The sequence below is a fragment of the Bradyrhizobium sp. CCBAU 11357 genome (genome assembly GCF_028128865.1).
Taxonomy (GTDB): Bacteria; Pseudomonadota; Alphaproteobacteria; order Rhizobiales; family Xanthobacteraceae; genus Bradyrhizobium.
Genome location: NZ_LBJW01000109.1, coordinates 46,702 through 70,760 on the forward strand (window position 1 = coordinate 46,702; position 24,059 = coordinate 70,760).

General features: G+C 65.4%; 32 protein-coding genes. 12 read left to right on the forward strand and 20 right to left on the reverse strand.

Annotated features, from left to right (window positions below):
* Positions 1 to 182 precede the first annotated feature (182 nt).
* Both XI05_RS28555 and XI05_RS28560 read left to right on the forward strand, forming a co-directional pair.
* A complete protein-coding gene (locus XI05_RS28555) occupies positions 183 to 1,385 on the forward strand; it encodes a calcium-binding protein (RefSeq protein ID WP_271508096.1) in 1,203 nt (400 codons plus the stop codon).
* Between the two features lie 21 nt (positions 1,386 to 1,406).
* The gene (locus XI05_RS28560) at positions 1,407 to 2,264 is read left to right on the forward strand and encodes a phasin family protein (protein ID WP_271508099.1); all 858 of its coding nucleotides are present in this window, start codon (positions 1,407 to 1,409) and stop codon (positions 2,262 to 2,264) included.
* A 142-nt stretch (positions 2,265 to 2,406) separates the two neighbouring features.
* Here XI05_RS28560 and XI05_RS28565 read toward each other — a convergent pair whose 3' ends face one another.
* Positions 2,407 to 2,697, reverse strand: a complete 291-nt coding sequence (locus XI05_RS28565; protein ID WP_212258490.1) for a hypothetical protein — start codon at positions 2,695 to 2,697, stop codon at positions 2,407 to 2,409.
* A 208-nt stretch (positions 2,698 to 2,905) separates the two neighbouring features.
* On the opposite strand from XI05_RS28565, the gene XI05_RS28570 reads away from it, so the two are divergent.
* Complete coding sequence (locus tag XI05_RS28570) at positions 2,906 to 3,925, forward strand: hypothetical protein (RefSeq protein ID WP_271508101.1); 1,020 nt, start codon at positions 2,906 to 2,908, stop codon at positions 3,923 to 3,925.
* A gap of 189 nt (positions 3,926 to 4,114) precedes the next feature.
* Here the strand turns inward: XI05_RS28570 and XI05_RS28575 are convergent, their stop codons facing one another.
* The 6 genes from XI05_RS28575 to XI05_RS28600 form a co-directional block, all read right to left on the reverse strand.
* The gene (locus XI05_RS28575) at positions 4,115 to 4,621 is read right to left on the reverse strand and encodes a hypothetical protein (RefSeq protein ID WP_271508103.1); all 507 of its coding nucleotides are present in this window, start codon (positions 4,619 to 4,621) and stop codon (positions 4,115 to 4,117) included.
* 323 nt (positions 4,622 to 4,944) lie between these two features.
* Entirely contained in the window at positions 4,945 to 5,226 is a 282-nt protein-coding gene (locus tag XI05_RS28580; RefSeq protein WP_172788634.1) for a hypothetical protein, read from the reverse strand.
* A 275-nt stretch (positions 5,227 to 5,501) separates the two neighbouring features.
* Positions 5,502 to 6,038, reverse strand: coding sequence for a helix-turn-helix domain-containing protein (locus tag XI05_RS28585; protein WP_271508106.1), 537 nt, complete (start codon positions 6,036 to 6,038; stop codon positions 5,502 to 5,504).
* A gap of 128 nt (positions 6,039 to 6,166) precedes the next feature.
* Positions 6,167 to 6,814, reverse strand: a complete 648-nt coding sequence (locus tag XI05_RS28590; RefSeq protein WP_271508108.1) for a cell envelope biogenesis protein TolA — start codon at positions 6,812 to 6,814, stop codon at positions 6,167 to 6,169.
* Between the two features lie 45 nt (positions 6,815 to 6,859).
* Positions 6,860 to 7,264, reverse strand: coding sequence for a VOC family protein (locus XI05_RS28595; RefSeq protein ID WP_271508112.1), 405 nt, complete (start codon positions 7,262 to 7,264; stop codon positions 6,860 to 6,862).
* 286 nt (positions 7,265 to 7,550) lie between these two features.
* Positions 7,551 to 7,754 (reverse strand): hypothetical protein, encoded by a 204-nt coding sequence (locus tag XI05_RS28600; protein ID WP_271508114.1) that lies wholly within the window; start codon positions 7,752 to 7,754, stop codon positions 7,551 to 7,553.
* 243 nt (positions 7,755 to 7,997) lie between these two features.
* Here XI05_RS28600 and XI05_RS28605 point away from each other — a divergent pair, with 243 nt between their 5' ends.
* Positions 7,998 to 9,320: a hypothetical protein gene (locus tag XI05_RS28605; protein WP_271508117.1), complete on the forward strand. Its 1,323-nt coding sequence runs from the start codon at positions 7,998 to 8,000 to the stop codon at positions 9,318 to 9,320.
* 4 nt (positions 9,321 to 9,324) lie between these two features.
* Here the strand turns inward: XI05_RS28605 and pdxY are convergent, their stop codons facing one another.
* Positions 9,325 to 10,143, reverse strand: a complete 819-nt coding sequence (gene pdxY / locus XI05_RS28610) for a pyridoxal kinase (protein WP_271508120.1) — start codon at positions 10,141 to 10,143, stop codon at positions 9,325 to 9,327.
* 58 nt (positions 10,144 to 10,201) lie between these two features.
* Positions 10,202 to 10,834 (reverse strand): TetR family transcriptional regulator, encoded by a 633-nt coding sequence (locus tag XI05_RS28615; RefSeq protein ID WP_271508123.1) that lies wholly within the window; start codon positions 10,832 to 10,834, stop codon positions 10,202 to 10,204.
* 98 nt (positions 10,835 to 10,932) lie between these two features.
* Here XI05_RS28615 and XI05_RS28620 point away from each other — a divergent pair, with 98 nt between their 5' ends.
* Together XI05_RS28620 and XI05_RS28625 are read left to right on the forward strand one after the other, a co-directional pair.
* Positions 10,933 to 11,598, forward strand: a complete 666-nt coding sequence (locus tag XI05_RS28620; RefSeq protein WP_271508126.1) for an O-methyltransferase — start codon at positions 10,933 to 10,935, stop codon at positions 11,596 to 11,598.
* A gap of 148 nt (positions 11,599 to 11,746) precedes the next feature.
* Positions 11,747 to 12,091, forward strand: coding sequence for a DMT family transporter (locus XI05_RS28625; protein WP_025035970.1), 345 nt, complete (start codon positions 11,747 to 11,749; stop codon positions 12,089 to 12,091).
* A gap of 9 nt (positions 12,092 to 12,100) precedes the next feature.
* Here the strand turns inward: XI05_RS28625 and XI05_RS28630 are convergent, their stop codons facing one another.
* The 5 genes from XI05_RS28630 to XI05_RS28650 all read right to left on the reverse strand — a co-directional run bounded on the left by XI05_RS28630 (position 12,101) and on the right by XI05_RS28650 (position 16,396).
* Complete coding sequence (locus XI05_RS28630; RefSeq protein ID WP_333940025.1) at positions 12,101 to 12,400, reverse strand: hypothetical protein; 300 nt, start codon at positions 12,398 to 12,400, stop codon at positions 12,101 to 12,103.
* Positions 12,401 to 12,447: 47 nt separating this feature from the next.
* Positions 12,448 to 12,654 (reverse strand): hypothetical protein, encoded by a 207-nt coding sequence (locus XI05_RS28635; RefSeq protein ID WP_018322958.1) that lies wholly within the window; start codon positions 12,652 to 12,654, stop codon positions 12,448 to 12,450.
* A 129-nt stretch (positions 12,655 to 12,783) separates the two neighbouring features.
* Positions 12,784 to 13,011, reverse strand: coding sequence for a hypothetical protein (locus XI05_RS28640; RefSeq protein ID WP_271508132.1), 228 nt, complete (start codon positions 13,009 to 13,011; stop codon positions 12,784 to 12,786).
* A gap of 222 nt (positions 13,012 to 13,233) precedes the next feature.
* Positions 13,234 to 14,328: an SH3 domain-containing protein gene (locus XI05_RS28645; RefSeq protein WP_271508135.1), complete on the reverse strand. Its 1,095-nt coding sequence runs from the start codon at positions 14,326 to 14,328 to the stop codon at positions 13,234 to 13,236.
* A 145-nt stretch (positions 14,329 to 14,473) separates the two neighbouring features.
* Positions 14,474 to 16,396 (reverse strand): FAD-binding monooxygenase, encoded by a 1,923-nt coding sequence (locus XI05_RS28650; RefSeq protein ID WP_271508138.1) that lies wholly within the window; start codon positions 16,394 to 16,396, stop codon positions 14,474 to 14,476.
* 99 nt (positions 16,397 to 16,495) lie between these two features.
* Between XI05_RS28650 and XI05_RS28655 the strand changes: the two genes are divergently transcribed.
* Both XI05_RS28655 and XI05_RS28660 read left to right on the forward strand, forming a co-directional pair.
* Positions 16,496 to 16,960: a MarR family winged helix-turn-helix transcriptional regulator gene (locus XI05_RS28655; RefSeq protein ID WP_271508140.1), complete on the forward strand. Its 465-nt coding sequence runs from the start codon at positions 16,496 to 16,498 to the stop codon at positions 16,958 to 16,960.
* 118 nt (positions 16,961 to 17,078) lie between these two features.
* Positions 17,079 to 17,507 (forward strand): COG4315 family predicted lipoprotein, encoded by a 429-nt coding sequence (locus tag XI05_RS28660; RefSeq protein WP_271508143.1) that lies wholly within the window; start codon positions 17,079 to 17,081, stop codon positions 17,505 to 17,507.
* A gap of 48 nt (positions 17,508 to 17,555) precedes the next feature.
* Here the strand turns inward: XI05_RS28660 and XI05_RS28665 are convergent, their stop codons facing one another.
* Positions 17,556 to 18,152 carry a L,D-transpeptidase gene (locus tag XI05_RS28665; RefSeq protein ID WP_271508144.1) on the reverse strand — a complete coding sequence of 199 codons (597 nt, stop codon included), beginning with the start codon at positions 18,150 to 18,152 and terminating at the stop codon, positions 17,556 to 17,558.
* A gap of 342 nt (positions 18,153 to 18,494) precedes the next feature.
* On the opposite strand from XI05_RS28665, the gene XI05_RS28670 reads away from it, so the two are divergent.
* Together XI05_RS28670 and XI05_RS28675 are read left to right on the forward strand one after the other, a co-directional pair.
* A complete protein-coding gene (locus XI05_RS28670) occupies positions 18,495 to 19,556 on the forward strand; it encodes a hypothetical protein (RefSeq protein ID WP_271508145.1) in 1,062 nt (353 codons plus the stop codon).
* 357 nt (positions 19,557 to 19,913) lie between these two features.
* A complete protein-coding gene (locus XI05_RS28675; protein WP_025035960.1) occupies positions 19,914 to 20,144 on the forward strand; it encodes a DUF6894 family protein in 231 nt (76 codons plus the stop codon).
* Between the two features lies 1 nt (position 20,145).
* On the opposite strand, the gene XI05_RS28680 is transcribed toward XI05_RS28675, so the two are convergent.
* Entirely contained in the window at positions 20,146 to 20,928 is a 783-nt protein-coding gene (locus XI05_RS28680; protein WP_271508146.1) for an SDR family NAD(P)-dependent oxidoreductase, read from the reverse strand.
* A 127-nt stretch (positions 20,929 to 21,055) separates the two neighbouring features.
* Here XI05_RS28680 and XI05_RS28685 point away from each other — a divergent pair, with 127 nt between their 5' ends.
* Positions 21,056 to 21,448, forward strand: coding sequence for a hypothetical protein (locus XI05_RS28685; RefSeq protein WP_271508148.1), 393 nt, complete (start codon positions 21,056 to 21,058; stop codon positions 21,446 to 21,448).
* 113 nt (positions 21,449 to 21,561) lie between these two features.
* A complete protein-coding gene (locus XI05_RS28690; RefSeq protein WP_271508150.1) occupies positions 21,562 to 21,804 on the forward strand; it encodes a hypothetical protein in 243 nt (80 codons plus the stop codon).
* 21 nt (positions 21,805 to 21,825) lie between these two features.
* Here the strand turns inward: XI05_RS28690 and XI05_RS28695 are convergent, their stop codons facing one another.
* The 4 genes from XI05_RS28695 to minC form a co-directional block, all read right to left on the reverse strand.
* Positions 21,826 to 22,011 (reverse strand): hypothetical protein, encoded by a 186-nt coding sequence (locus tag XI05_RS28695; RefSeq protein WP_172788546.1) that lies wholly within the window; start codon positions 22,009 to 22,011, stop codon positions 21,826 to 21,828.
* Positions 22,012 to 22,184: 173 nt separating this feature from the next.
* Positions 22,185 to 22,466, reverse strand: a complete 282-nt coding sequence (minE, locus tag XI05_RS28700) for a cell division topological specificity factor MinE (protein ID WP_172788545.1) — start codon at positions 22,464 to 22,466, stop codon at positions 22,185 to 22,187.
* Positions 22,463 to 23,278, reverse strand: a complete 816-nt coding sequence (minD, locus tag XI05_RS28705; protein ID WP_036022837.1) for a septum site-determining protein MinD — start codon at positions 23,276 to 23,278, stop codon at positions 22,463 to 22,465. The genes minE and minD overlap by 4 nt, the downstream gene beginning before the upstream one ends.
* A gap of 21 nt (positions 23,279 to 23,299) precedes the next feature.
* Complete coding sequence (gene minC, locus XI05_RS28710) at positions 23,300 to 23,998, reverse strand: septum site-determining protein MinC (RefSeq protein WP_271508152.1); 699 nt, start codon at positions 23,996 to 23,998, stop codon at positions 23,300 to 23,302.
* Positions 23,999 to 24,059 lie beyond the last annotated feature (61 nt).

Sequence of the window (24,059 nt, forward strand, 5' to 3'; positions counted from 1 at the left end):
AACCCATCTTACGCGCTCGCGCCCGCAGTTCCAGCCTCACGATCAAACTCTCTCCCGAATTCCTACAAATCTCTGCCATCGACCAAAGGTAGAATGCTGCCGGTGAAGCGTGGTCAACAACGCGACTTGCAAGAAAATCTGCACGCGGGCCCGCTTCCGACAATGGAACTGGGAGTTACGCCATGCAGCATCTGCCGAACGACACCTTCGACGTCACCCTCGACCAGTTTGGTCAAATCGCGACCGTGTACGGAGACCCCGGCTTTCCTTCAAGCACGGACGTCGTCGGCGGCAACGACACCGTGACGGCCACCGTCACCGAGCGCAATACGCAACTCACTGTCTTCGGCGACGACCACACGACGCTGCTTGGTCACTCGCAAGGCGGAAACGACACGCTCATTGCCGACATCGGCGGCGGCTGGAACACCGCGCTCGTGGTGGGCGACACCCAATCGATGATCGACGACGCCAAAGGCGGCCACGACACCATCGTCGCGGATGCCTATGGCACCGTCTACACCACCGTTTCGGCCTTCGGCGACGTCGCGGGCGACATGTCGGGCAACGCGCGGGGCGGCAATGACGACATCACCGGCTCGATCGGGTGGCGTGGCGGCGCCAATTTGTTCGCGGGCGATGCCGGCGGTTCCATGATCGACACCTCGCACGGCGGCAATGACACGATCGATGTCAGCGTTCTCACCATCGATGGCGGAGCAACCGTCAGCGGCGACGCGATCGGCGCCATGCGCGGCCTTGCGCAAGGCGGCAACGACAATCTGACCGCCACCCTGGACGGCGACAGCCCGATATCCGGCGCCAGCCTATCGGGGGATTCGTCGACCTCACTGATGGATCTGACCCAAGGCGGCGACGATATCTTGACCGTCAAGATGGCCGGCCAGTACGCGGATGCGAGCTCGTCGGTGTTCGGCGACGCGCCGATCATGGCGGGTCACGCCCACGGCGGCAACGATGTCCTCAACGGCAGCGCCGGCCGGGACTTCATGTATGGCGATGCGCGGATCTACACGCCTGCATCACCAGGCTCGATCACCGGCGGCAACGATACGCTGAACGGCGGCGCCGGCGACGACCAGCTTTGGGGCGGAGGAAACGGCGACATCTTCGTCTTCAACAAAGGTTCCGGCAACGACACGCTCAACGACTTCGACCAAGGCAACAAGGCGATGGGCAGCACCGCGACCGAGCACGATTTGATCGACGTGCACGATTACGGCTTTGCTGACTGGAGGGCGCTGTCGAGCCAGATCAAGGACAATGCCGCCGGCGATGCCGTGGTTCACCTCTCGGCGAACGACACCATCACCCTCGACGGCGTCCACGCTGCGAGCCTGCACGCGACCGACTTCCTCATCTGAGCGCGCAGGTTGGATTTCGCCATGCAGACGCGCGAAGCGCGTCTGCTCGGCGTAGCCCGCCTCCGCAGAAGCAAGAATGGTGAATTACGCGTTCGGCAAAAGAGCTCGTGGGATGTGGCAACAAAGGCGGCCATCCGCAGCTATCGCGATCGGCGACTCTTTGCCGGATGCATCGAAGATGCAGCGGCAAAATCTCACCACATGGCCGCCACGCGGGCGACAGCCCGCAATCGCGATTTCAGCGCAAACGCGACGGAGGCTCGCGGCTTCGTCGATATTCAGGAGCCATTTGCAATGTTGAGTGCGGTGGGAAACAAGCCAACCGGAAAATCCGGCCGGCGCGGCAAGAAGAAGGCCGGACAACGGACCGGGGCTGGCGAGCAACGTGCCAGTGCAGCGCATCAATTGCCGGAGGCCTCGGCGGAGACCAGGCAAGAGACCGAGCAAAAGATCGAGCAAGAGACCGCGCATGCGACCGAGCAAGAGCCGAGCCGACAGATCAGTGCGGAGATACCTTCGGCTGCAGCCCTGCCGGACGAGGCTTCCGGGGTGGCGATCGCTGCAAGCCCGCCCGTCGCACCGGTCGAACCCTTGGAGGCCAGCACGCAGGCGATTGCCGACGCCTATAGCGACTACATCAGGACGTCGCTCGAGCAAGCCTGGAACTTCCTGGGAAAGCTCGCGACGGCGCGCTCACCCGTCGAGGCGTTTGAGCTTCAGATGGCGTATGCGAAACAGGCGTGCGATTCGTTTGTCGCCGAATCCCAGAAGATCACCGAGTTGCATGAACAATTGACCAGGCAAAGGGTCATGCATCTTGAGGGGTTCGTGGCCAAGCTCACCCAGACGACGCTCGAAATCCGCGCGCTACGTCACTAAACGTTAGCTGCGTATTGCGGCGCCGGCGTAACCCTCCGGCTCTCCGCGCGCCGAGATGAATGTGGTGGGTTACGCTACGCGAACGGCGCTTTGCGCCGTCGCAGAGCTAACCCACCCTACCCGCTTGAGGACGGCCTGGAGTTCAGTACCCTGACTTCGTGCCGGTCGTTGGCCTCGTGCTCGCGCCGGTGGTTTGACCTGTCGTTTGTCCTGGCGCGTAGCTCGACGCGCCGGGTTTGGTGCTCTTCGAGGCCTTCGCCTGATGCTTCTTCTTATGCCCAGGAGCGTAGCTGGAAGCGCCCGGCTCGCCCTTCTGGGAACCCATTTGCTGCATCTCCTGACCTGGCGTCTTGCTCGATACACCCTGAGCAAAGACGGCTGGGGCTGTAGCCATGACAACGGCAGCCGAAAGCGCGATGATCATTGCTTTCATGTTGTCCTCCTCGAACAGGCCCCCTCAAAGAAAACGGAATGGACCAGCGCCCGTTCCTCTCAGCGAAGGCTCACAGCGCCCTGTCGCGCATCATGTGCCGAGCCCGCCATAATTTCTCCTTTGCACACGCGTTGTGTCGGACAGCGGCGAGACCTATCCTTGATCGGACTGCCTCCCATTGACGCCCGACCGGATGGAGAGCGCATCGATGCCTGACACGAACGACCCCAAACCTGAGACCGGCAAGACCGATAACGCCAAGCCTGATAACGCCAAGCCTGATAACGCCAAGCCCGATGCCACGAAGCCGGACGAGACACGTGCCGACGGCGGGCTGACTCGGGCCTACGACCGGATCAAGAGCGCCGAAGAAGACCTTGCGCGGCTGGACCGGCTGGTTTCCGGAATGGAACGCAACAGCGAAGCCCCGCGGACCTCGCACGCAAGCGCCGCCGCGACGGCAGCCGCCACGTCCGGAGTCAAGGCGCCGCCGCCGGACGCTAGGGCTCCGAACACCAAGCCTCGCGATCAGGGCCTGAAGGGAGACAAGGCCATGATGCGCGCTTTGGCTATTCTCGTGATGGCGATCGGCCTGCTCGGTGCCGCCGTCGCATCGCAATATAGCGACGAGGCGACATCGATCGGCAAGTCGATCATGGCGCGATGGGCTCCGCCGGCCGCGAGCGCACCCCCGCAGGCGTCCGCGGCGGAACGTCCGGCGCAGCCGGCGACGGTGTTGCTGGCGGCCGCGGATGAGCCGAGCCCGGTGCCTGCGCCGCCGGGGCCCAAGGACGCGGAAAGCGCTTCCAGGCCTGCCGCCGCGGCGGCCGAGCCGTCAGCGTCCGAGCTCGCGCAATCGCTCAAGACCATCACGAGCGAGCTTGCGAACATCAGCGGCAAGCTCGAGCAGCTGAAGAGCCGCAACGAGCAGACCCTGCGCGACCAGGCCGCCACCATCGAGCAGCTCAGGGGCGCGCAGGAGAAGGATGCGGCGGACAATGCGCGCCTCGCCGCGCAGGTCCAGGCGCTGCAAACGCAACTGAGCGCAACATCGGCGTCATCCGCCTCTGCAGCCGCCAAGCCCGTCGTGCGCAGCGTGGTGAACAACGATGCGCGTGCCCGGGCGCACGTACCAGACGCCGCGCCACGGCGCTCCAGGCCGCCGCGAGGCCCCTGGATGCCGCCGCCCTATATGGCCGGCCCCTATTACGGCGACCCCGATTGGTGAGCCCGTTTCGCGAAGGGCGCGATTGGATTTGAAGTGCCGTAGGGTGGTTAGCCTGCGGCGGCGCGAAGCGCAGTCCGCTGGCGTAACCCGCCTCTTTGATTTCCGCGCAGGCAGATGTGGTGGGTTACGCCGAGTGATTGCGCTTCGCGCAATCACAGGGCTAACCCACCCTACGGAGCTACGCTCCCCTCACCGGACTTCGCTCATCGTCACCTTGGCCGCGATCCCCGTCAGCTCGGGCTCTTGCGGCACAAGCTCCCCATCGGAAGATGGGGCGAACGAGACTTCAGTCATTCTGCGTTTGACCTGTTCGCAGGTCTTGCGAACGTCTTCGGTGAACAGCGCGCATTCTTCAATCCGCTGGAAGATCTTCCGACCCTCTTCACGATAGCCCGCCGCCGTTTCCCGCATGAAGGCGATCGCATCATGAACCTGGGCCGTCAGCGCCTCGCATTTTTGCGCGGCGTCGATCAACTCGGTGCCCATGGCCTCGATCTCTTTCGCAGCGGACTCATAGTCGCGAATGACCGCTTCCGCACTGAGCGCACCGACGCGCGACACGCCCGCGGTGTGCTCGACGTAATCAGGCAGATTAATTGAAGTAATGGAGCTTCCCGACCGGATCGAACTGATATCGGCTTCGAGTTGGACCAAGTTCACTCCGTCCCGTCTGTGCAATTGTTCGACACTTGCCATGACTGTTCTCCCAATACGCGCCCAGAACCCCAAGCAGCATTGGGTTTATTACGGGGATAAGTGCCGTTCTACCTCTATGTATTCTTGACAGTCTCCACTTTGCCATTTTTGCCCAATCGCAAACTCTGCACGCAGAGATGGGCAGGCATCAAACTTCAATTTGTCCGCGTACCAAATGACGTGGTGCCGTAGGGTGGGCAAAGGCGCCCTTGCGCCGTGCCCACGATCTTTCCGATCCGGCCACAGACTCGTGGGCACGCTTCCGCCTTCGCTCTTCGAGCTACGGCGGACAAGTCGCTTCGCCCACCCTACCGAATGGTCGACTACCACCAATACGGCCAGCGCCATCCTTCATAGCGCACGTAGGACGGCACGAAGGGCGGGCCGTAGGGATCGACCTTGTCGTCCTCGGGGCGATAGCGATAGCGCGGGACGATGTTGTAATCCCACGGCGTCGGCCTCAGCACGGGCGCCGTGACGATGAGCCGCTCTTGTGGGGCGCGAACGACGACGGCTTTCCGCGCCCTCGCCTCCGCACCTGATGTTGCAAGGCTGCTCAGCACGAGCGCCGTTCCGAGCGCAAAGGCGGCGGTCATCTTTGTCATGCGGTGGTCTCCTTCGCTCAAAGAGTGCAAAAGGATGCCACGCAAGGCAAGCAAATTTCGCGCGAGTTTGGGGAGATGAGCGCTGCCGACTGTTGCGCTCCGACCTCTCCCCGTCATTGCGAGGAGCACTTGCGACGAAGCAATCCAGAGTCCCTCCGCGGAGACAGTCTGGATTGCTTCGCTGCGCTCGCAATGACGGAGAATGGATGCGAAAGTATTCCGAATAACCAACAGTCGTCCCGGATGTCGCTTCGCTCATCCCGGGCTACGAAGCCCTACGCCGCATCCACCTCCTCCGCCGCCGCGCCCGCCACGAGCCGGTCGAGACCGACCATCAAGAGATCGGCAATGTGCATCAGCTGATACAGCGGAATGTCCGCCTCACCCTGCTCGGCCTGCGCCAGGAAGGCCGGCGTGACACTGAGGTGCTCGGCGAGCTGGGCCGTGGTGTAGCCGCGGGCCTCGCGCGTCGCCTTGACGCGGGCGCCGATGCCGCGGCGGTGCCGGGCCTGCTCCTCCGTCGTCATCATCACCGCCTGCTCGTCCGCGCTCGCATAGCCGTCCGCGAACGCGCTGCCGATCAGCCGGCCCTTGCGCCAGGCGACGCGGCAGTGCTTACGCAAACCACTCGAGAAGATCAGCACGAGCTCCTCGGCGACCCACAGCGACGAATTGAGCTCCAGCCGCGCGCCGGCGGCGGAAACGTCGCGGATCGTGCAGGGCACGCTGACCGTGCTGCCGCTGCCATTGTCGAATTCGACGATGCCGGTCCTCAGCGTGTGATGCCTGACTGCGGCGCGATGATCGCTCATGACGGCTCCGGAAGCGCAATTCCTATCGGGGCGAAGATAGCGCGGAATTTTGGCTCAACTCCTAAACGTCGGGCGAAACGGCGGGGACCGGACGGCATGGTAAAGAAATTCCTCCCCACCTGCGAAAGTCACTCGCGCGCGCGTCGCAGGGCCTCTCCCAGCTTCTTCCTCTGCTTGTCCCAGCGCTCCTGCTCGGCCTCGGCGCGCGCATCGAGCGCGGCGCGCTCGGCTTCGATCGCCTTGGTCTTGGCGTCGTGCTCGCGCCTTGCCTTGTCCAGCGCCGCTTCCGCCGCGGTAACCGCCTTGTCGCGCCGCGCGCGCTCCCTGGCGCGGGCGGCCTCTTCCTTGGCACGCGCTGCCTCGCGCCGTCGCTCCTCCTTCTCGAACGCCGCGGCGGCCTTGCGAGCCGCCGCGTCATCGATCGCGCGCGATGCTGTCCGGGCCGTCTTGGCCGGACGCTTCTGCGATCCCGATTTGCTCTTCGACTTTCTCCTGGGCCTCGTCTCGCCCTCGCCGAGATCGCTCGGCAGCTCCGCGCTTTCGGTGAACGGGCCATCCGAGCCGACCGGACGCCTGAGCACGACACCCGGCTTCGCCATGGTCGCGGCGACGATGTCGGGGTCGTCCGTCTCCTTGGCGACGCCCTGATGGAACAGATTGGAGCTGGCGCCCCAGGCGGCAAGCGCCGCCTTCATCGAGGGCGCGGCGATCGCCTGATCGTAGAAGCCGAGCGAGGTCTGGTAGGTCTTCAGTTTTCTTTTCAGCTGTTTTGCCATCTCGCCCCGATCGTAGCTCGCCGCTCGCCAGCGATGTAGCCCGCACTACGAGCTTCCAAGCAGCGCGTCATAGCCTTCCGCGCTGAACGCCAGCAGACAGAAGCCATGCCCGAACGGATCGGCCAGCATCGCGATCCGGCCATAGGGCGCATCGCGCGCGTCCGCCTCGAGGATCGCGCCCGCAGCGAGCGCGCGCGCGACAGCTGCATCGACATCGTCGACGACGACGTCGATATGCACCGGCGTCCAGTGCCGCTCATAGCGGCGACGATCGCCACCGGCGCCGATGGTGCCGGCCTGTTTGGCCAGGAGATAGACCGGCGCCGGCCAGCCGAGTAGCTCGACGAAGTCGGCGCCGAAGCGACGGCCGACCGTGAGGCCAAAGGCGTCGGTGTAGAACGTCGTGGCTTTCGCCACGTCGGGAACATCGATGTTGAGAAGGAAGCTCATGAGGGGCTCGTCGCAGATTGCGGAGCGAGGCTAGCCCGGATGGAGCGCAAGCGTAATCCGGGATGGTGCCGCACCCGACGCCCCTGATGAATCACCCCGCAACGGACGAACGCCACCATGGCATCATGCCATTGTTTTGCCCGACGGGTCAAATTCTATTCGGGATTACCGAAGCGCAAACAAAGCCCCACGATTCCATGGCGATGGCTACTGTGCATGGGGTTGTTTTCGCACTTTTGATTTGGCCGTGCTCACGCGCCAGGTTCGCGGCGCTCCAGGGCGGTGCTCAGCCGCCGAGCACGTTGCCCCAGCCATCGAACAGGTAGGTCTTCCAGGCCACGGTCCCATCCGCGCCGGGCCGGCTGGCGCGCCGGTAGTCCTCGGCCTGATCGGCGGTCCAGGTAATGATCGTGTCCGAAACACGATCGTGCAGGATGGCGGGCTCGGTGGGATCGAAGGCGTCCATGGGACGAAGCGAGGGACGCGTCATGGCGCCTCCAACGCACCAGCAGCAACAAAGTTGCGGCAATGCCGCATGGAACCGGGCGTTGCACCTCGGCAACACCTGCCTCGAAAAGCCCGCAACCGCCGATTTGCGCCATTGCGCCGCCACAACGTGGCCCGAACAATGGACGTGCTGCGTGCCTTTCCGTGCAAGACTATTTCGTCAGACTGTTTGCATCATCACTGTTCGGGCCAGATGCTTCGAACAGACCGTTTGGAGGCAGGGATCATGAACGATCGGCGGTCTCTTCTGGTGGCGGTGTCGTGTCCCTCGGCCGTTCTCGCCGGCTGGCTGGCACTGTCTCTCTCGGCCTATGCGCCTGCGCTGATCGAAAACAGCGGTGCCAATGCAGCCGCCATCTCGCGCGCCAAGGATCACGCCAAGGATCACGCCAAGGATCTCGGCCGCATCGACCTCGCCGACGTGCCGCGCGCTGCGACCATCGAGGATGGCCTCGCCTTGACCGCCGACATCGCCGTTGCCGTCGCCGCGGCCCCTGCCGCGCCAGCAGAGGTGATGCCCGAGCAGCCCGCCTCCACCGTCAAGCTTGCCTCGGCCGACCCGGTGCTGATCCTGCCGGCGGAACCTGCTCCCGCGCCGCAGATCTCCCCCGAACCGGAGCCGATCGTCGGCGAGATTGCCCCCGCCCCTCTGCCCGAGCCCGTCAAGCTCGCATCCGCCGATCCCACCGAGATCGTGGCGACGGACGCATTGTCCCCCGCGGCGATCGCGAGCGGCCCCGTCGCGCCTGCGGGCAAGGCGTCTCCGCCCGCCGACACCGTCGCCGTGCTCGACGAATGCTTCGTCATGGATACCTGCATCGACCGCTATCTCTGGGCGCTCTATCAGCGCACCGCCAAGGAAGACACGATCAAGGTTCAGGAGCGGCGCGCGGTCACCATCAAGCGCAAGGGCAAGACCGTCACGGTGATGCGCAGCTTCACGAAGCTGGTCGATCAGGACTTCACCTGGAAGGATCCGAACGCGGCCGAGCGCGCCGGCATGTCGATGATGGACTACGTCATCGGCGGCATGGACAAGAGCTTCAAGCAGAAGCTGTTCCGCATGATGCTCGCGGCCGAAGCCGCCGGCCTGTCGCCGGGCATCACCAGCGCGTTCCGCGACGATTATCGCCAGTCGATCGCAAGCGGCCTGAAGGCCGCGTCCAACCGCTCCTATCATGGCGGCAGCACGCGCGGCGGTTATGGCCACGGCATGGCCGCGGACATCGTCAGCACGCAAGGCAATAACCGGGCGCAGCGCTGGGTCTCGACTGAAATCCTGTGGAAGTGGGTCGATGCCAACGGCAAGGCGTTCGGCATCGGCAGGCCCTATCTCGGCCGCGATCCGCCGCATGTCGGCCCGATCGACGGCAAGGAATATATCTCGAAGCGCGGCACCTCCGATCGCAAGGAGGTTGCCAGCGCCAAGCCGAAGAAGCCGCGCGCCATCGCCAGCGCCAAGCCGCCGAAGGCCCACGCCGCGCGCGAGCAGAAGAGCCCGGCCAAGCCGCAGAAATCGGCGCAATCGGCCGTCAAGCGCGCGACCTGACCGTTTACGGCTTGCCCTCTGCCGTCGGCAGCGGCACCAGCCGCATCTCGGCGGAGCCGGCGTCCTGCGTGCGCACCAGCACCGCAAAGACCGTGTCGACCGCGCGCCGCACGGCCGAGCCCATCGCTTCGCCCTTGGCCAGATGCGCCGCGATCAGCCCGGTAAGGAGATCGCCGGTGCCGTAGGGGCGGATCGGCAGGCGCGGCGTCGCAAAGCGCGACAATCGCCCGTCGCTGCACAGGATCGTCTCCACCTGCCCGGCCGCCGTGTCCGCGAGGGTGCAGCCGGTGGCGACGACGTCGGTGCGGCCCGTCCCTGCCAGCACCGCGCACGCCGCACTCAGGCCCTGGGCATCTGCAATCGTCGCTCCCGAGAGCAGCTCGAGCTCGAACTGGTTCGGCGTCGTCAGGTTCGCCGCCGGCAGCAGCTGGTGGCGGACCACGTCCAAAATGCCGTCCGCGACATAGACGCGGCCGTGGTCGCCGATCACGGGGTCGCAGAGATAGACCAGCTTCGCATTCCGCGAACGCGCCCGCTCGACGAAATCGGCGATCACGGCGGCATTGCCGGGCGAGCCGAGATAGCCGGTGACGAGCACCGCGGCCTCGTCGACCAGGCCGCGCTCCTCGACACCCTTCAGGAGATCGGCGACCAGCTCGGTCTCCAGCACCCGTCCGCGCAGGCTCGGATAGCGCGGATGGTTGGACAGCAGCGTCGTCGGCACCGCGGCAACGTTCACGCCCTCCGCCTGCATGGCATAGGCGGCCGCGCTGTTGCCGACATGGCCGTGGACCACCTGGCTCTGGATGGAGATGACGAGCATGAAAGAGGTCCGTACGGACAAACGCGGGACGATGCAAGTGTAGCCCGGATCTCGCGCTTCAGCGTCGGGCCAATTCCGCGAGATAGGCGCAGAACATGTCGGCCAGTCCGTCGGCATGACGCGCAATCTCGGCCTCGCTGCGCCGAGTCTCCGAAAATCGCTTGCCGGCCTCGCTGAGCGTGGTCGTGATCAGCTCGCCGGCGAGGCCGCGCGTCGCATTGGAAGCTTTGGGCAGCGCCTCTCGCATGAAGACATCGACGATGCCCCTGCTGGCCGCCCGGGCCTCGCGCGCTTCGGGCGCGTCACGATAGAGCGGCGCGGCGTCGTTGAGGGCCGTGCGCATCGCAGCCTCCTCGCATTCGGAGCGGATGAAGGCATGGACCAGCGCGCGCAACCGCGCCGGTGGCGGCTTGGCGCGATCCGCGAGGATACCGCGCAGCAGCTCGCTCGTTTGCCGCCACTCGTCGCTCTGGAGACGAAACAGGATCGCGGCCTTGTTTGGAAAATATTGATAGAGCGACCCGACGCTCACCCCGGCCCGCTCCGCCACCCGCGCCGTGGTGAAACGCTGCGCGCCCTCCTTCGCTAGAACCTGAACAGCCGCATCCAGAATGGCCGCCACCAGCTCCGTCGAGCGAGCTTGCTGCGGCTGTTTTCGTGAGGAAATTGAACGGCTTCGACGGTCGGCCATGGCTCGCTCGGGCAATGCGAATAGGAAACGCGACGAATTAGTCGTATTTCAATCGGCGCGCAAGCACGCGCTTCTTTCGCCAACTCTGGAGACTTCGAATGACCATCCCGACCATCACTTCGCTTGCGCCGCTGCTGGATCGCCTGTTCGGCGAAGCCGAGGCAGCAAGCGAGGCGACGGAAGCCGCAGTCGCAGACCTGTCGGACGCAGAGCGGGAGCGGATGATGCGGAGCAAGACCGAATATCGCAATCTCTATGGACGCCTGAAGGACGCACCGCTTCCGGTCTCGCGCGAGACCGGAGCGCTGCTCTACATCCTGACACGCAGCTCCCGCGCCCGGTCCATCGTCGAGTTCGGCACCTCGTTCGGCATCTCGACACTGCACCTTGCCGCAGGCTTGCGTGACAATGGCGGCGGCCGCCTCGTCACCAGCGAGTTCGAGCCGTCCAAGATTGCCCGGGCGCGAGACAACCTCTCGGCCGGCGGCTTGATCGATCTCGTCGACATCCGCGAAGGCGACGCGCTGAAGACGCTCAGCACCGGCCTGCCCGAAACGATCGATCTCGTTCTGCTCGACGGTGCCAAGGCGCTCTACCCCGAGATCCTGGATCTGGTCGAAGGCCGTCTGCGGCCGGGGGCGATCATCGTCGCCGACAATGCCGACGACAGCCCTGACTATCTGGCACGGGTGCGCGCGCCCGGCAGCGGCTATCTGTCCACTCCCTTTGCCGAAGACGTCGAGCTCTCGCTGCGGATCGGTTAGGGCCGGGTCGAAGAATCGGGCCATCTCGAGCCGCCGCACGATCGTCGCGCGGCGGCCTCCCGTCGGCCCGTCGGCAATGTCGCAGGTTCGTCATTCGTACGTGATATTCGCGACAGCCGCGCGGTATCTTCCTCACGCCGAGAGGCTCATGACCTCCGCCTTCAACGCCTATACGGCTCTCGCCCTCGCCATCGTGTTCGAGGTCACCGCGTCGGCGTTCCTGCAGCAATCCGCCCAGTTCACCCGTCCCTGGCCCACGCTGGCGATGGTGCTGTTCTACGTCGCCTCGTTCTACGCGCTCTCGGTGGCGATCCGGGTGATCCCGTTGAGCATCGCCTATGCGATATGGGGCGGGGTCGGCATCATCCTGACCGCCACCGTCTCCTTCGTGCTGTTCCGTCAGATCCTGGACGCCGCAGCCTTCGTCGGCATCGCGCTGATCGTCTCAGGGGTGGTGATCATCAACCTGTTCTCGGAGACCACGGTGCGTTGACGCGCGCGGTTACCGGCTCTGAGCGGGCGTGGGGGGACGCGGGGCGGACCGGGGCGCCTTTGCACTGGGCTTGGCCGCCCCCCGGGGCGGTGGCTCATCAACCGATGCCAGGTAAGCGGCGAGCGCTTTCGCCGAATCGGAGCTGGTCACGTAATGATCCCTCAGAAACCAGGACAGCGTCAGGCTGAAGCGTCCCTTGGCCAAGCCGCGCGGGCTGCGGTGGCAGGTCGCGCAGCCTTCGGCGAACAGCTTGGCGGGCGACTTGCCGGCATCCAGATTTTGCGCGACCGCGGCCGTCGACGACAGCATGGCGGCCGCTAGAATGAGCAGAAGCGCAGTCAGGCCCCGCCCCACCATCACGCCGCGGACAGCTGATCGAATTCGGGCGGCGCGTAGGCCTTGCCATCCTGGTCGGTGATGACCACCCGCCATCCCTCGCTCGCCCACACTTTCGCCTTCGCCACGATGAGCAACCGGCTCTCGCGGGCGAAACTGTACTTCTCGTTGTCGCGTTCTGCGACCATCTTGTAGGCCAATTCGCATCCCCTTGCGTCGCCCTGCACCCGGCCTTCTCGTGGCAGCGGGCTTTGGCGGCAATTCGCCGGGAGCGTGGCAATTTGGTGCCGTCCACGAGGCCTGTGGCCGGCCCCGTGCCGTCGCAACAGAGCCGATCTCGTGACCTCGGATCGGCGCTAGTGCACGCGGATAATATGAGGTCGGCCGAGATTGATCAGGCCCTGCACCGCCGAGAGGCGGTCATTGAGGGCTGCAATGGTAAGCAGCAGATTGTTGCGACGCTCATCGAGTAGTCCCATCTCTGCGCCCGACAGCTTGGCACCCGCCCGCTCCTTGTGGATCTCATCGAGGGATTCGCGCAGTCCGGCAATCAAGCCGGCCAGCTGCTTGGCCTCCTTGGTCATCGACCGCTTCGCGACATTTTGCTGACGGCGCGTCTCCGCTTGGTTCTGTCTCATCGTCATCCTCCGGTGCCCCCGCTGCCCCGAGTGGATGCTTACAGCTTTGGATAGACATCTTACGATCGATGAAATCTGCCCGCGAAGAACTTTCTTAAATTGTACGCGCACGGAACCGGAGGGCGCGCAAGCGGAAAGCCCGGCACGAGGGCCGGGCTTTCGTTGGAGTTAGTGCTTCTGGTGCCCGCCGGGCCCGCCCGCCGGTGCACCGCCGCCATGCGGCGCGGCATTGACGCGCGGAGCGCCGCCACCGCCGTGCGGCATGGCAGGCGCAGCGGCACGCGGCGCCGGCGTCTGCGCATGCGCGTTCATCGGCGAACCATGGCTGACGCTCGGCTGCGCCGCATGCGGCATCGAGGGCCGCGCGGCCGGCGCGGTCGACGCGCGCGGTGCTTCATGCGCGCGCGGCATCGGCTGCGTGCGGACGGCGGCACGGCCTGCAGCCTGCTCGTGCATCATGCGCGCCTGTGCATCGCGCGGATTGCGGCTCTGCACATTGACCCGCTCGTGCGCGATGCGCTCGCTGCTGCCGGCGCGCGTCCCGTCGGTTGCTACTCCAGCGTCGCGCTTGGCGATCGCAGCGTCGCGCTTGGCGATCGCAGCGTCGCGCTTCGAGATCGCAGCGTCGGGCTTTCCGATCGCAGCATCGCGCCTTGCGATCGCAGCGTCGCGCTTTCCGATCGCAGCATCGCGTTTTGCGATCGCAGCGTCCGGCCGCGCGGTGACGGCGTCACGTCCGGAGATTGCGGCCTCGCCCTTGCCGCGCACGCCGCTGCGCTCGAGTGCGACCGCCGCATCGCGCGTCGCCGCGCGACCGATGCGGGCTGCGCGCGGATCGAGCGTCAGCCGCGTCGCAAAGCGCTCGTGCGAGCTCCAGTAATTATTCCAATAGGCGTGGCGGCGATACCAGGGCCGTCCCGCATAATAGCTCGACCAGTACGAGGTCAGCACGAACGGCACGATGGGCACGTCGATCTCGTCGACATAGTCGGGCAGATAGACGTAGCGATTGCGATAGAGATATTCGAGATATTGCGACGACACCCAGCCGCGATCGTCGGAGAAGCTGACGTCGCACCAGGCCTTGCCGCGCAGGCAGCCATGGATGTTGACGCGGGCGCCTCCGGGGATGCGATCGACCAGGGGAAAGCCCGTGCCCGGCCCGGCACGCAGGCCAGTCGAGACGGTCACGACGCCCGGCGCGGCCAGCGCGGCCGTCGGGATGAGCAGTAATGCGGCAACCAGAACGCTTCTGAATTTCATGGCGTGTTCCTCCTCTTTCGAGACGGAACGCGCAGGCGGAACGAGCGTTCCGCCGGTTGTCGTCGCGTCAGCCGAAAGATTCAGAACAGGCGCACGCGCCAAGTTCAATATTCATCCGTCGTTCATCGCCACGGCGCTCTTGGCGTCAGTCCACCGGCAGCATGAAGGCGTCGAAGAAGGAAGCGAGCCCGGCAAAATCGTCGACCGGCAGCACGGTCGCGACATACTGGTCGGGCCGCACCACGACCATGCAGCCGGCCCCCCGATCGATCCCGCGCATCGTGAAAACGTCTTGGCCGCTCTTGAGGTCCGGGCAGAACATCTTCTCGTAATCGTGCAAGCCGTAACGGCCTTTGCTCGGGAGCAACATCGCCGGCATCGCCTCGATGGCAAGCTCGCGATGGTCCTGCTGAAACACCGCCCGCAGATCGATCACGCTGTCGATGTCGGCTTCAACAGGCGTATACCGACGGATCGGTGATTTCCGGGAATCCGCGAGGAAATTGCACAAGGCGCGAATGGCCGAACCCGACGCTGCGGGGTTCTCAGCGGGCGAGAACGCGTAGATGCGGAAGCGGCCGTCGGCCTGCGCCGCGTGGCCGAGATGCCCCGGCTTGGCGTCCGCCAGCCGGATCACCGGCGCGGAATGGAAGCGCTTGCCGACGAAAAAGCCCTGCGCGAGATGTTGATGCGTGGCCGCGCCTGTCAGCACTGAAGGCCTGTAATGCGTTGCCGTACCCGCCGTGTAGCGTCCGTGCCGGACGAAATAGTCCTGCGTCTTGGCGGCATCGGCGCCGCCGGCCTTGGCGGCGGAGGCGAGGATCCCCGCCCACTCGCGATCGAAATCGATCAGCTCCTTCGCGACCGCCTGGCGCTCGGCCGAGTAGGAATGCAAGAGGCTCGGCGCACACTGTCTCCGCAGTACGGCCGCGAGCTTCCAGCCGAGATTGAAGGCATCCTGCATCGAGACGTTCATGCCCTGCCCCGCCTTCGGGCTGTGGGTGTGGCAGGCATCGCCGGCGATGAAGATGCGCGGCGGGCGTGTATCGATCTCGCCTTCCGGCACGTCGTCGAACTTGTCGGTGAGGCGCTGGCCGATCTCGTAGACCGACCACCAGGCGATTTCCTTCACCTCGAGCCGATGCGGCTTCAGGATCCGCTGCGCTTTTGCGATCACGTCGTCGGCCGTGATGTTGCGATTGGCAACGCGTTCGCCGGCATCGAGCTTGGCCAGCTCGACATAGATGCGGACCATGTAGCCGCCTTCGCGCGGAATGATCAGCAGGCTGCCGTCCCTGGCCGACTGGATCAGCGACTTGAAGCGAATGTCCGGGAAATCGGTCACGGCCAGCACGTCCATCACGCCCCAGGCGTGGTTGGCGGAATCCCCATGCAGCTCGCGACCGATTGATTTGCGCACCGTGCTGCGGGCGCCGTCGCAGCCGACGACGTAGCGGGCCTTGATCGTCTCGACCTTGCCCTCGTTTGCGGCATCGACGCGTTCGAGGCGTACGGTCACGGCATGATCCTCGGCAGTGGCGGCCGGATCGACATTCAGATCAAGCACACGTCGGCTGTAATACGGCGCGAGCTTCGCCGGCGATTTGCGCATGACGTCGAGAAAGCAGTCATGGACGCGCGCCTGGTTCAGGATGAGGTGCGGGAATTCCGACAGCCCGTCCTCGACGTCCTGCACCCGGCCGCTGCGGACGATCTTCTCCGGCGTCCCTTCATCTGGCTTCCAGAACGTCGTCTCGTTGACCCAATAGGCCTCCTTCAGCACGCGCTCGCCGAAGCCATAGGCGTGGAACATCTCCATCGTGCGGCAGGCGATGCCGTCGGCCTGGCCGACCAGCAGGCGGTCCGGCTTCTGCTCGACGATGCAGGTCTTGATGTCAGCGAATTGCGCGAGCTGGGCGGCGAGCGTCAGGCCCGCCGGCCCGCAGCCGACGATGAGGACATCGACCTCGCCAGGCACGGCGCCCACCGCCCCCGATGCGTGAACGCGCGCGGCAGGATCGGCGATTTCAGGGTCGCCCGGCTGAAATCCATTGAGATGGAATTGCATGAGCACCTCCCGCCAAATTCTGTTTCTATTGCTCAGTATGCTGACTATCAGTATGCTTGTCAACGATCCGCGGCGCCCCTGCCCGCAGAGGAGATTTCGGTGAAAGACAACAACGACATGCCCGGGCATCTGGCGCGCCGCTTCCAGCAGATCGCCGTCGCGGTGTTCCTGGCCGAGGTCGAGGACGCCGGCTTCGATCTCACGCCGGTGCAATACGCCGCGCTTGCGACCATCAAGGCCAATCCGGGGCTCGACCAGGTGACGCTCGCCGGATTGATCGCCTACGATCGCACCACCATCACCGGCGTGATCGATCGCCTCGTCCAGAAGGGCCTCGCCGAGCGTCGTCCGTCCAGCCGCGACCGCCGCGCGCGCGAGCTCGAGATCACCGACGAGGGCCGGCGCACGCTGCGCAAGATCACCCCGGCCGTTGAATCCGCGCAGCGTATCATGCTGCGCGGCCTCAGCGCGAAGGAGGGCGAGGAGCTGCTGCGGCTACTGCGCAAGGCCATCGCCGCCGGCAACGAGCTCAGCCGCGCGCCGCTGCGCGATGCGCAAGTCTGATCTCCGGCCATGTCCGTAATTGTCGCAGCGCACGAAACCAGGAACTAACCTTCGGCTGCTAACGTCGGCGCGCATTGGGCGCTTAACGCGCGATTAACTTTGCGGGGCGGAGTTTCGGATGTTCAGGTTCGTAGTTGTAGCCGCGGCCATCGCGCTCTCGACCGGTCACGCGCTCGCCAACGGCCATGGCGGCGGCGATGCCCCGCCGCCGAAGCCCGAGGCGACGACTGCGCCGGCGAAGGTGGTCCTGACCAAGCAAGGTCCCAAGCTCGTCGATCTCAAGGGCATGACGCTCTATTATTACGAGCGCGACACCACCGGAAAGACGTCGAACTGCAACGGCAAGTGCACCGAGAGCTGGGTGCCGCTGCCAGCGACCGCAGACGCCAAGGCCGTCGGCGATTTCACCGTGATCAGCCGCAACGACGGCAGCAAGATGTGGGCGTACCGCTATCGGCCGCTCTATACGTCGCCCGCCGACAAGGCGCCGGGCGATGCCAACGGCAATGCCACGACGCTGCAATGGCAGGTCGCCCGGCCTGAGTAGCCGCGCACAAACAATCCACGAGAACGCGATCCGGCCGGTCGGGCGGCCTTACCCCCGCCAGCGTCCGCCCGCCTCGGCCTGCGCGCTCTGCCCCGGCGGCAGCACCACGACCATCGAATTGAGCTTCACCCGGTCGTAGAGATCGATGACGTCCTCATTGCGCATCCGGATGCAGCCGGACGAGATCGCCTGTCCGATATATTCGGGCTGGTTGGTGCCGTGGATGCGATAGAGCGTGTCCTTGTTGCCGACAAAGAGATAGATGCCCCGCGCGCCCAGCGGATTGGCGGGACCGCCGGGAACGCGCGCCGGATACGGGCCGAGTCGCGCCTGGATATCCGCGGTCGGAATCCAGTCCGGCCATTCCGCCAGGCGACCGACCCGCGCCACGCCGGAGAACGCCATGGCTTCCTCGCCGACGGCAACGCCGTAGCGGATCGCCTTGCCCTCGGGCAGCACGTAATAGAGATAGCGCGCGTCGGTATCGACCAGGATCGTGCCCGGCTGCTCCTTGCGGTGGTAATCGACGATGTGACGCAGATATTGCTCGGGCACGTTCGCCTTCGCGTAGGGCGCGTGCGCGAGCAACTGACGGTCGCGCGGCGTCATGCTCGCATCCGTCGATGGCGAAAGTGTCGTCTGCATGCAGCCGCCCAGCGGCAACAGGGCTGCGACGAACAAAACGAGTAGAGATCTTGGCACCGCCGGCCCCCCAATAGCGGAATAACAGCGCCCCCAGCAGTGCCAGATATTGCCAAAATCATGCTGAAAACAAGGCGGTGCGGGAACACATGCGCGTGTTCGGCAAATTGGGTTCCATCACCACAAAGGGCGGAAGACTGTCGCATCATCTCCATCCCCTCGCCTTGCTTTGGTCAAACCCGGCTGGACTCGTGCGTCATGGGACCGGCATGGGCTCACCTCGGATCAGCCCCGCGCCAATGCGGATGACTTAAACCTCGAACACTGCGCTTCAAAGGAGCTGCGATGCTCGCGACGCTGAACGCCAAGCAAATCGTCGATGAGATCGTGAAGGACACGGTCAAGGACAACGATCCGCACGACGCGGTCCAGATCTCGCCCGAGATGGTACTGGCCTCACGCCCCACCAGCGTGTCGCCTGCGCTGGCGCCGGAGATCGCGCGGCGTCCGGAGCCCAAGTTTGCCCCGGAGCCCAAGCTCATGCCGAAATTCACGCTGGAGCCCGCGCACGCGCCCGAGCCCACCATCAACGTCGTCTACGGAAAATCCGCCGCGGCCCCTTCGATCGATACAGCTGTCCGCGTCACCTCCAGCGATGGTCCCGTGATGAAGAAGCGATCCTCGGTCCGCAAATGGCTGCGCGGCGCGTTCGTCACGTTCCTGCTTGCCGGCGCCAGCGTGGCCGCCAGCCTCGCCTGGGAGAAGCACGGCGACACGGCAAAGCAGTTGCTGGCCGAATGGACGCCGGCGCTGACCTCGCTGCTCCCGACGACCTCGTTGCTGTCTGCGACACCGCAGCAAAGCGCGCCGGTCGCCGCCGCCGAGGCTGCGCCGCCCGCAGCCGAAGCCACACCCAACCAAGCGGCGGATCAAGCTGCGACCCCGCCCGCGACTCAGCTTGCTGCGGCCGCGCCTGCAGCGACACAGTCCGTCGATGCAGCGCAGGTGCAATCGATGACACGCGATCTCGCCGCGATGGCGCAGCAGATCGAGCAGCTCAAGGCCAACATCGCCGAGTTGAAGGCCGGACAGGAGCAGATGGCGCGTGAGATGGCCAGGCCTCCTGCACCGAAGCCGGTCACCGAAGCGCGGCCGCCGGTCGATCCGCGCGCACGCGCCGCCGCGCTCCCGCCGCAGCCTGTCGCGCCGCAGCCTGTCGCACCGCCGGTGCGCAAGCCCAAGCCGCCTGTGACGCGGACCTACATGCCGGCCTCTTCGCCCGCGCCGCTCGCACCTCCGCCGCCATCGCAGGCCGCCGCCGCGCCGTCAGCTGCGCCGACCACGACGACGCAAGCTGTTGCCGATGACGACGGACCAATCGTGCGTCCGCCGATGCCGCTGCGTTAGAGTAACGCTGCAGTCACGCGCCCGCGCACGCTGTCCGAGTCGATGCGATGCGTTAACTCCGGGGAATTACGGGAGGCGATGTCACGCTCAAGAGAAAAGGCCGTCGGGATCTATGCCGGCGGCCTTCTCTTGCAGCTGCCGGTTCCCGGAGCCCGGTTCTGCTGCAATTCCATGCCTTAATGATTGCGCAGGCATATTTAATAAACTCCTAACGACCCCGCACACTGCACATCATTTCTGCGCCATAAGCCCAGAGATTGCGCGCTCTGTTCGTTCGATAGATATCGACTCAGTGGTATCATCCGACATGCGTTCAGACTTGCACTGAAGCTCAGATCGTCACACCGGGGAATTCGGATGCCCTACTACTATTTCGATCTCGTGGTTGGTGAAGAGTTCAAGAACCAGGGTGGAATCATCCTCGAGGACATCGAGGTTGCCTCCGATCGCGCCGATCAATTGGCTTGCGAGCTGTCGCAGGTGAAGCCGGAGCTGCAGCAGAAGGGCTGCGCGGTGCGCGTCACCGATCGCGATCACAACGAGCTCTATCGCACGCCGCTCGATCCGGTGCCGGCCTGGCAGCGCTAGGCTAATCCAGCGCCGGCGCCTCGAACCAGTTCGTCAGCGACAATCCACCGTCGACGACGAAGGCTGCGCCGGTGACGTAAGCGGACAGCTTGTTCGACAGCACCGTGAGCGCCATCGGTGCGAGGTCATGGGCCTCGCCGAGCCGCCCGAGCGGAATGTGCCGCGCCAGCGCGGGATCGGCGACGAACCCGCCGGCTGCGATCGCGCCGGGCACCAGTGCGTTGACGCGGATGTCGTAACGTCCGAGCGTCTTGGCCAGCTCCTTCACCAGCATCGCCATGGCGGCCTTTGCCGTCGAATAATGCGGCAGGTTGCGGGGCGTGCCCGCATGCAGCGACGTCAGAAACAGGAACGAGCCCGGCCGCTTCGCCGCGATCAGCCGCTTTGCCAGCGCGCGCGCGAGGTGAAAGCCGGCATCGAGATTGACGGCATGCATCTCCTGCCAGGTCTTGCGATCGACCGCGAGCGCATGATCGGCCTCGCGCCGCGGCGGCGAGGCGCTGTGGACGAAATGCGTGACCTCGCCCAGCGCGGCGTGTGCGGCCGTCAGCAGCTCATCGCAGGCCTCGAGGCTGGCGAGATCGCCGACCCAGGGCACGGCGAGACCAGGCCTCTCGCTCGCGCCGATCGCGGCGCGCACCCGCTCCGCGCTCACATCCGCGAACACGGTGCGGACGCCCTCGCCGACCAGGCCGAGCGCGATCGCGCGGCCGATGCCATTGCCCGCGCCGGTGACGAGGGCGGTCTCGCGTGCGGGATCGAACGGCGTGCTGAACAGGCTCATGTCGCGCTCCGATGCTGGGAAGCGCAAGGTTAGCCCACCGCCCCGACGGACGACAATCGCACCCCGCACCATTGCGGAGCGGCGCGCCGGACGCTAGCCTCTCGAGAAAACGGAGGAGGTCCCAAGGATGCGCACCGGTTCTCTGATGACAGGCCTGTTGCTGTTGGCCGCGCCGGCCCTCGCCGGCGACGCACCGCCGCGGGCGACCTATGTGACGATGGTGCTGCAGGCCTTCGCCGCCAAGGTCGAGTGCCCCAACACCGATCTCGTCTATCAGGATCTCGTGCAGAGGGCGCAGCAGATGCAGCTGCCCGACGGCACCACCGAGAAGGTGCGCAAGGCGATCGCCTGGATGCACACCGGCGGCAAGATGGGCGAGAAGCAGGACGACGATCTGATGGCGGAAGTCGCGGTTGCGACCCAGGCGACCGACATGGACCAGCGCCGCCTCGGCATGCCCGGCTGGTGCGAAGCCCAGAAAACCAATCTCGCCGGCCTGATCCGCAGCAAGGGCGGCTAGCGCCCCGGCGTTGCCGCGTTAAGCACGCCGCGACGGAACCTCTGCCGCGGCCCAAAATCGTCATAATCCTCGAAAGCATGCGGCCTCTTTCCGAATTCGAACAGGAGGTCCTCATGCGGAATATCCATTTCGTTTTCGCCGGCGCGATTGCAGCCGCCGCGGTGCTGACTGCGCCCGCCCTGGCGAGGAATTCCGACGCCCAGAAGGGCGGGGAAAAGTCCACCTCGCCGTCCTGCAGTGCCTATCAGCAGGCGCCGGACGGCACGTGGGAACCGCTTCCTTGCAAGGAATCGGGCGAGCGCGCGCAGCCACAGACACAAAATCGCACGTCGCAGCAAGATCGCGGCGAGCGTTGAAGACGTTCGCGCCTTCGAATGTCAGCTCTGATGCGGGCCGCGCATGATCTTCATGGCGTCCACGATGTGGCGCCATTCCCTCGCCTCGTCGGCCTCGCCGCGGCCCTCGCAGGCCTGGGCCTGCTCCGCGGCCTTCGCGATCGCAGCAAAGCCGTGCTTTTCGAGCATCTGCCTAGCAACGGTGTGGACCTGGACCTCGGACATCATGGGCGCTCTCCCGTCTGACCGGCCGCGGTGCAACGCTGCCGCGGGTTGTTACAACGGTCGAGGCGCGGGACGCGTTCCGTCCCATCGATGTGAGCGGCAAGACAACGGCGGCCCGCCATGCCCGGCGGACCGCCTTCTCACCCACCCCAAAACGGGAGTCTGCGGCCGCGTCCCTACGCGACCGCCACCTTTTTCCGCTCGATGTCGTTGGGCACCTCGATATCGACCTCGAGGGTCGAGACCTCGTCGCCGCGCTCGAGCCGGACGATGACCTTGGTCGGGTCCAGCGTCACATGCTTGGACACGACGGCGAGAATTTCCTCACGCAGCACACCGAGCAGATCGGGCTGGCCACGCATTCCGCGTTCATGGGCAAGCAGGATCTGCAGCCGTTCGCGCGCGACGGGTGCCGAGGCCTTCTTGCCGCGGAGAAGTCGAAGCAGACCCATGCTCATGCAGCCCTCCGTCGCAGCAGGCGGTCCATAAATCCTCTGCGCTCGGCAGGAACGTGCATCGTCACGTTCTCGCCGCAGAGGCGCTTGGCCGCGTCCATATAGGCTCGTGCCGGCGCTCCATCGGCATTCGACAGAGTTACAGGCGTGCCGACATTCGAGGCCTTCAACACGTCCTGGCTCTCGGGGATGATGCCGAGCAAGGGCGTGGCAAGGATCTCCAGGATGTCATCGATGGTCAGCATCTCGCCGCGCGCGGCGCGGGAGGGATCGTAGCGGGTGATCAGGATGTGCTTCTCGACGCGTTCGCCCTTCTCGGCCCGCACCGTCTTGGAATCGAGCATGCCGATGATGCGGTCGGAATCGCGCACCGAGGAGACTTCCGGATTTGTGACGATCACGGCCTCGTCGGCAAAGCGCATCGCCATGGAGGCGCCGCGCTCGATGCCGGCCGGGCTGTCGCAGATCACCCAGTCGAACCGGCTGCGCAACTCGGCGATGACCTTGCCGACGCCCTCTTCCGTCAGCGCGTCCTTGTCGCGGGTTTGGGAAGCCGGCAGCAGCCACAAATTCTCCAGCCGCTTGTCCTTGATCAGCGCCTGCGGGAGTTTGGCGACGCCCTGCACCACGTTGATGAGGTCGAACACGACGCGGCGTTCGGCCCCCATCACGAGGTCGAGGTTGCGCAGGCCGACGTCGAAATCGACGACGACCACCTTGTCGCCGCGCTGCGCCAAGGCAGCTCCCAGCGCGGCGGTCGTCGTAGTCTTGCCGACCCCGCCCTTGCCTGATGTCACGACCAGTACCTTACTCATCTGAAATGTCTCCTTTGCTGGTCAGTTCAGTGCTGTAATTCGCATGGTATTCCCCTGCAGCCAGGCCTGCGCCGGCTTGCCGCGCAAGGCGGCGTCGATGTCGTCCGCAGTCTGGTAAAAGCCATCGATTGCAAGCAGTTCGGCCTCAATCTTCTGGCAGTAGATGCGCGCGCTGGTGTGTCCGTTGACCCCGGCCATGGCGCGGCCGCGCAGCGCGCCATAGACGTGGATGGAGCCACCGGCGACGACCTCGGCGCCGGAGCCGACCGAGCCGAGAATGGTGACGTCGCCTTCCGGAAAGATCACGGTCTGGCCCGAGCGCACGGGGTTTTCGAGCAGCAGCGACGTCGGCTTGGTCTCGGCCTTCACGTCGGCCTTCTTCGGCGCGCTCGGCTCGACCACGCAGCTGCGTCCGCCCGACAGCAGCGGCGGCATCATCGGCGTCAGCCGTCCCTCCTCCACGCCCTCGATGCCAAGCACGCGGATGTTGCGGTCCTGCAGGCTGGTGAGGAGATGGCCGATGCCGGCCTGGCTGAGATCGACCGAGGACAGGTCGATCACCACGGGCCGGCCGGCGAAAAAGCCGGGCGAGCGTGCAATCGTGGCGTCGATCTCGTGCAGCCAGTCCTGAACCGGAACCGTCGGCGTGAACACGAAAGCCACATAGGAGCGCCCGCGCAGGCGCACCATTTGACGTTGGACCTTTGCTGCAGCCTCCATGGCGGCCGACTCGTTCCCTGTTATTGAATGGTTAACGATGCGGCGGATATGGTTAACGGCG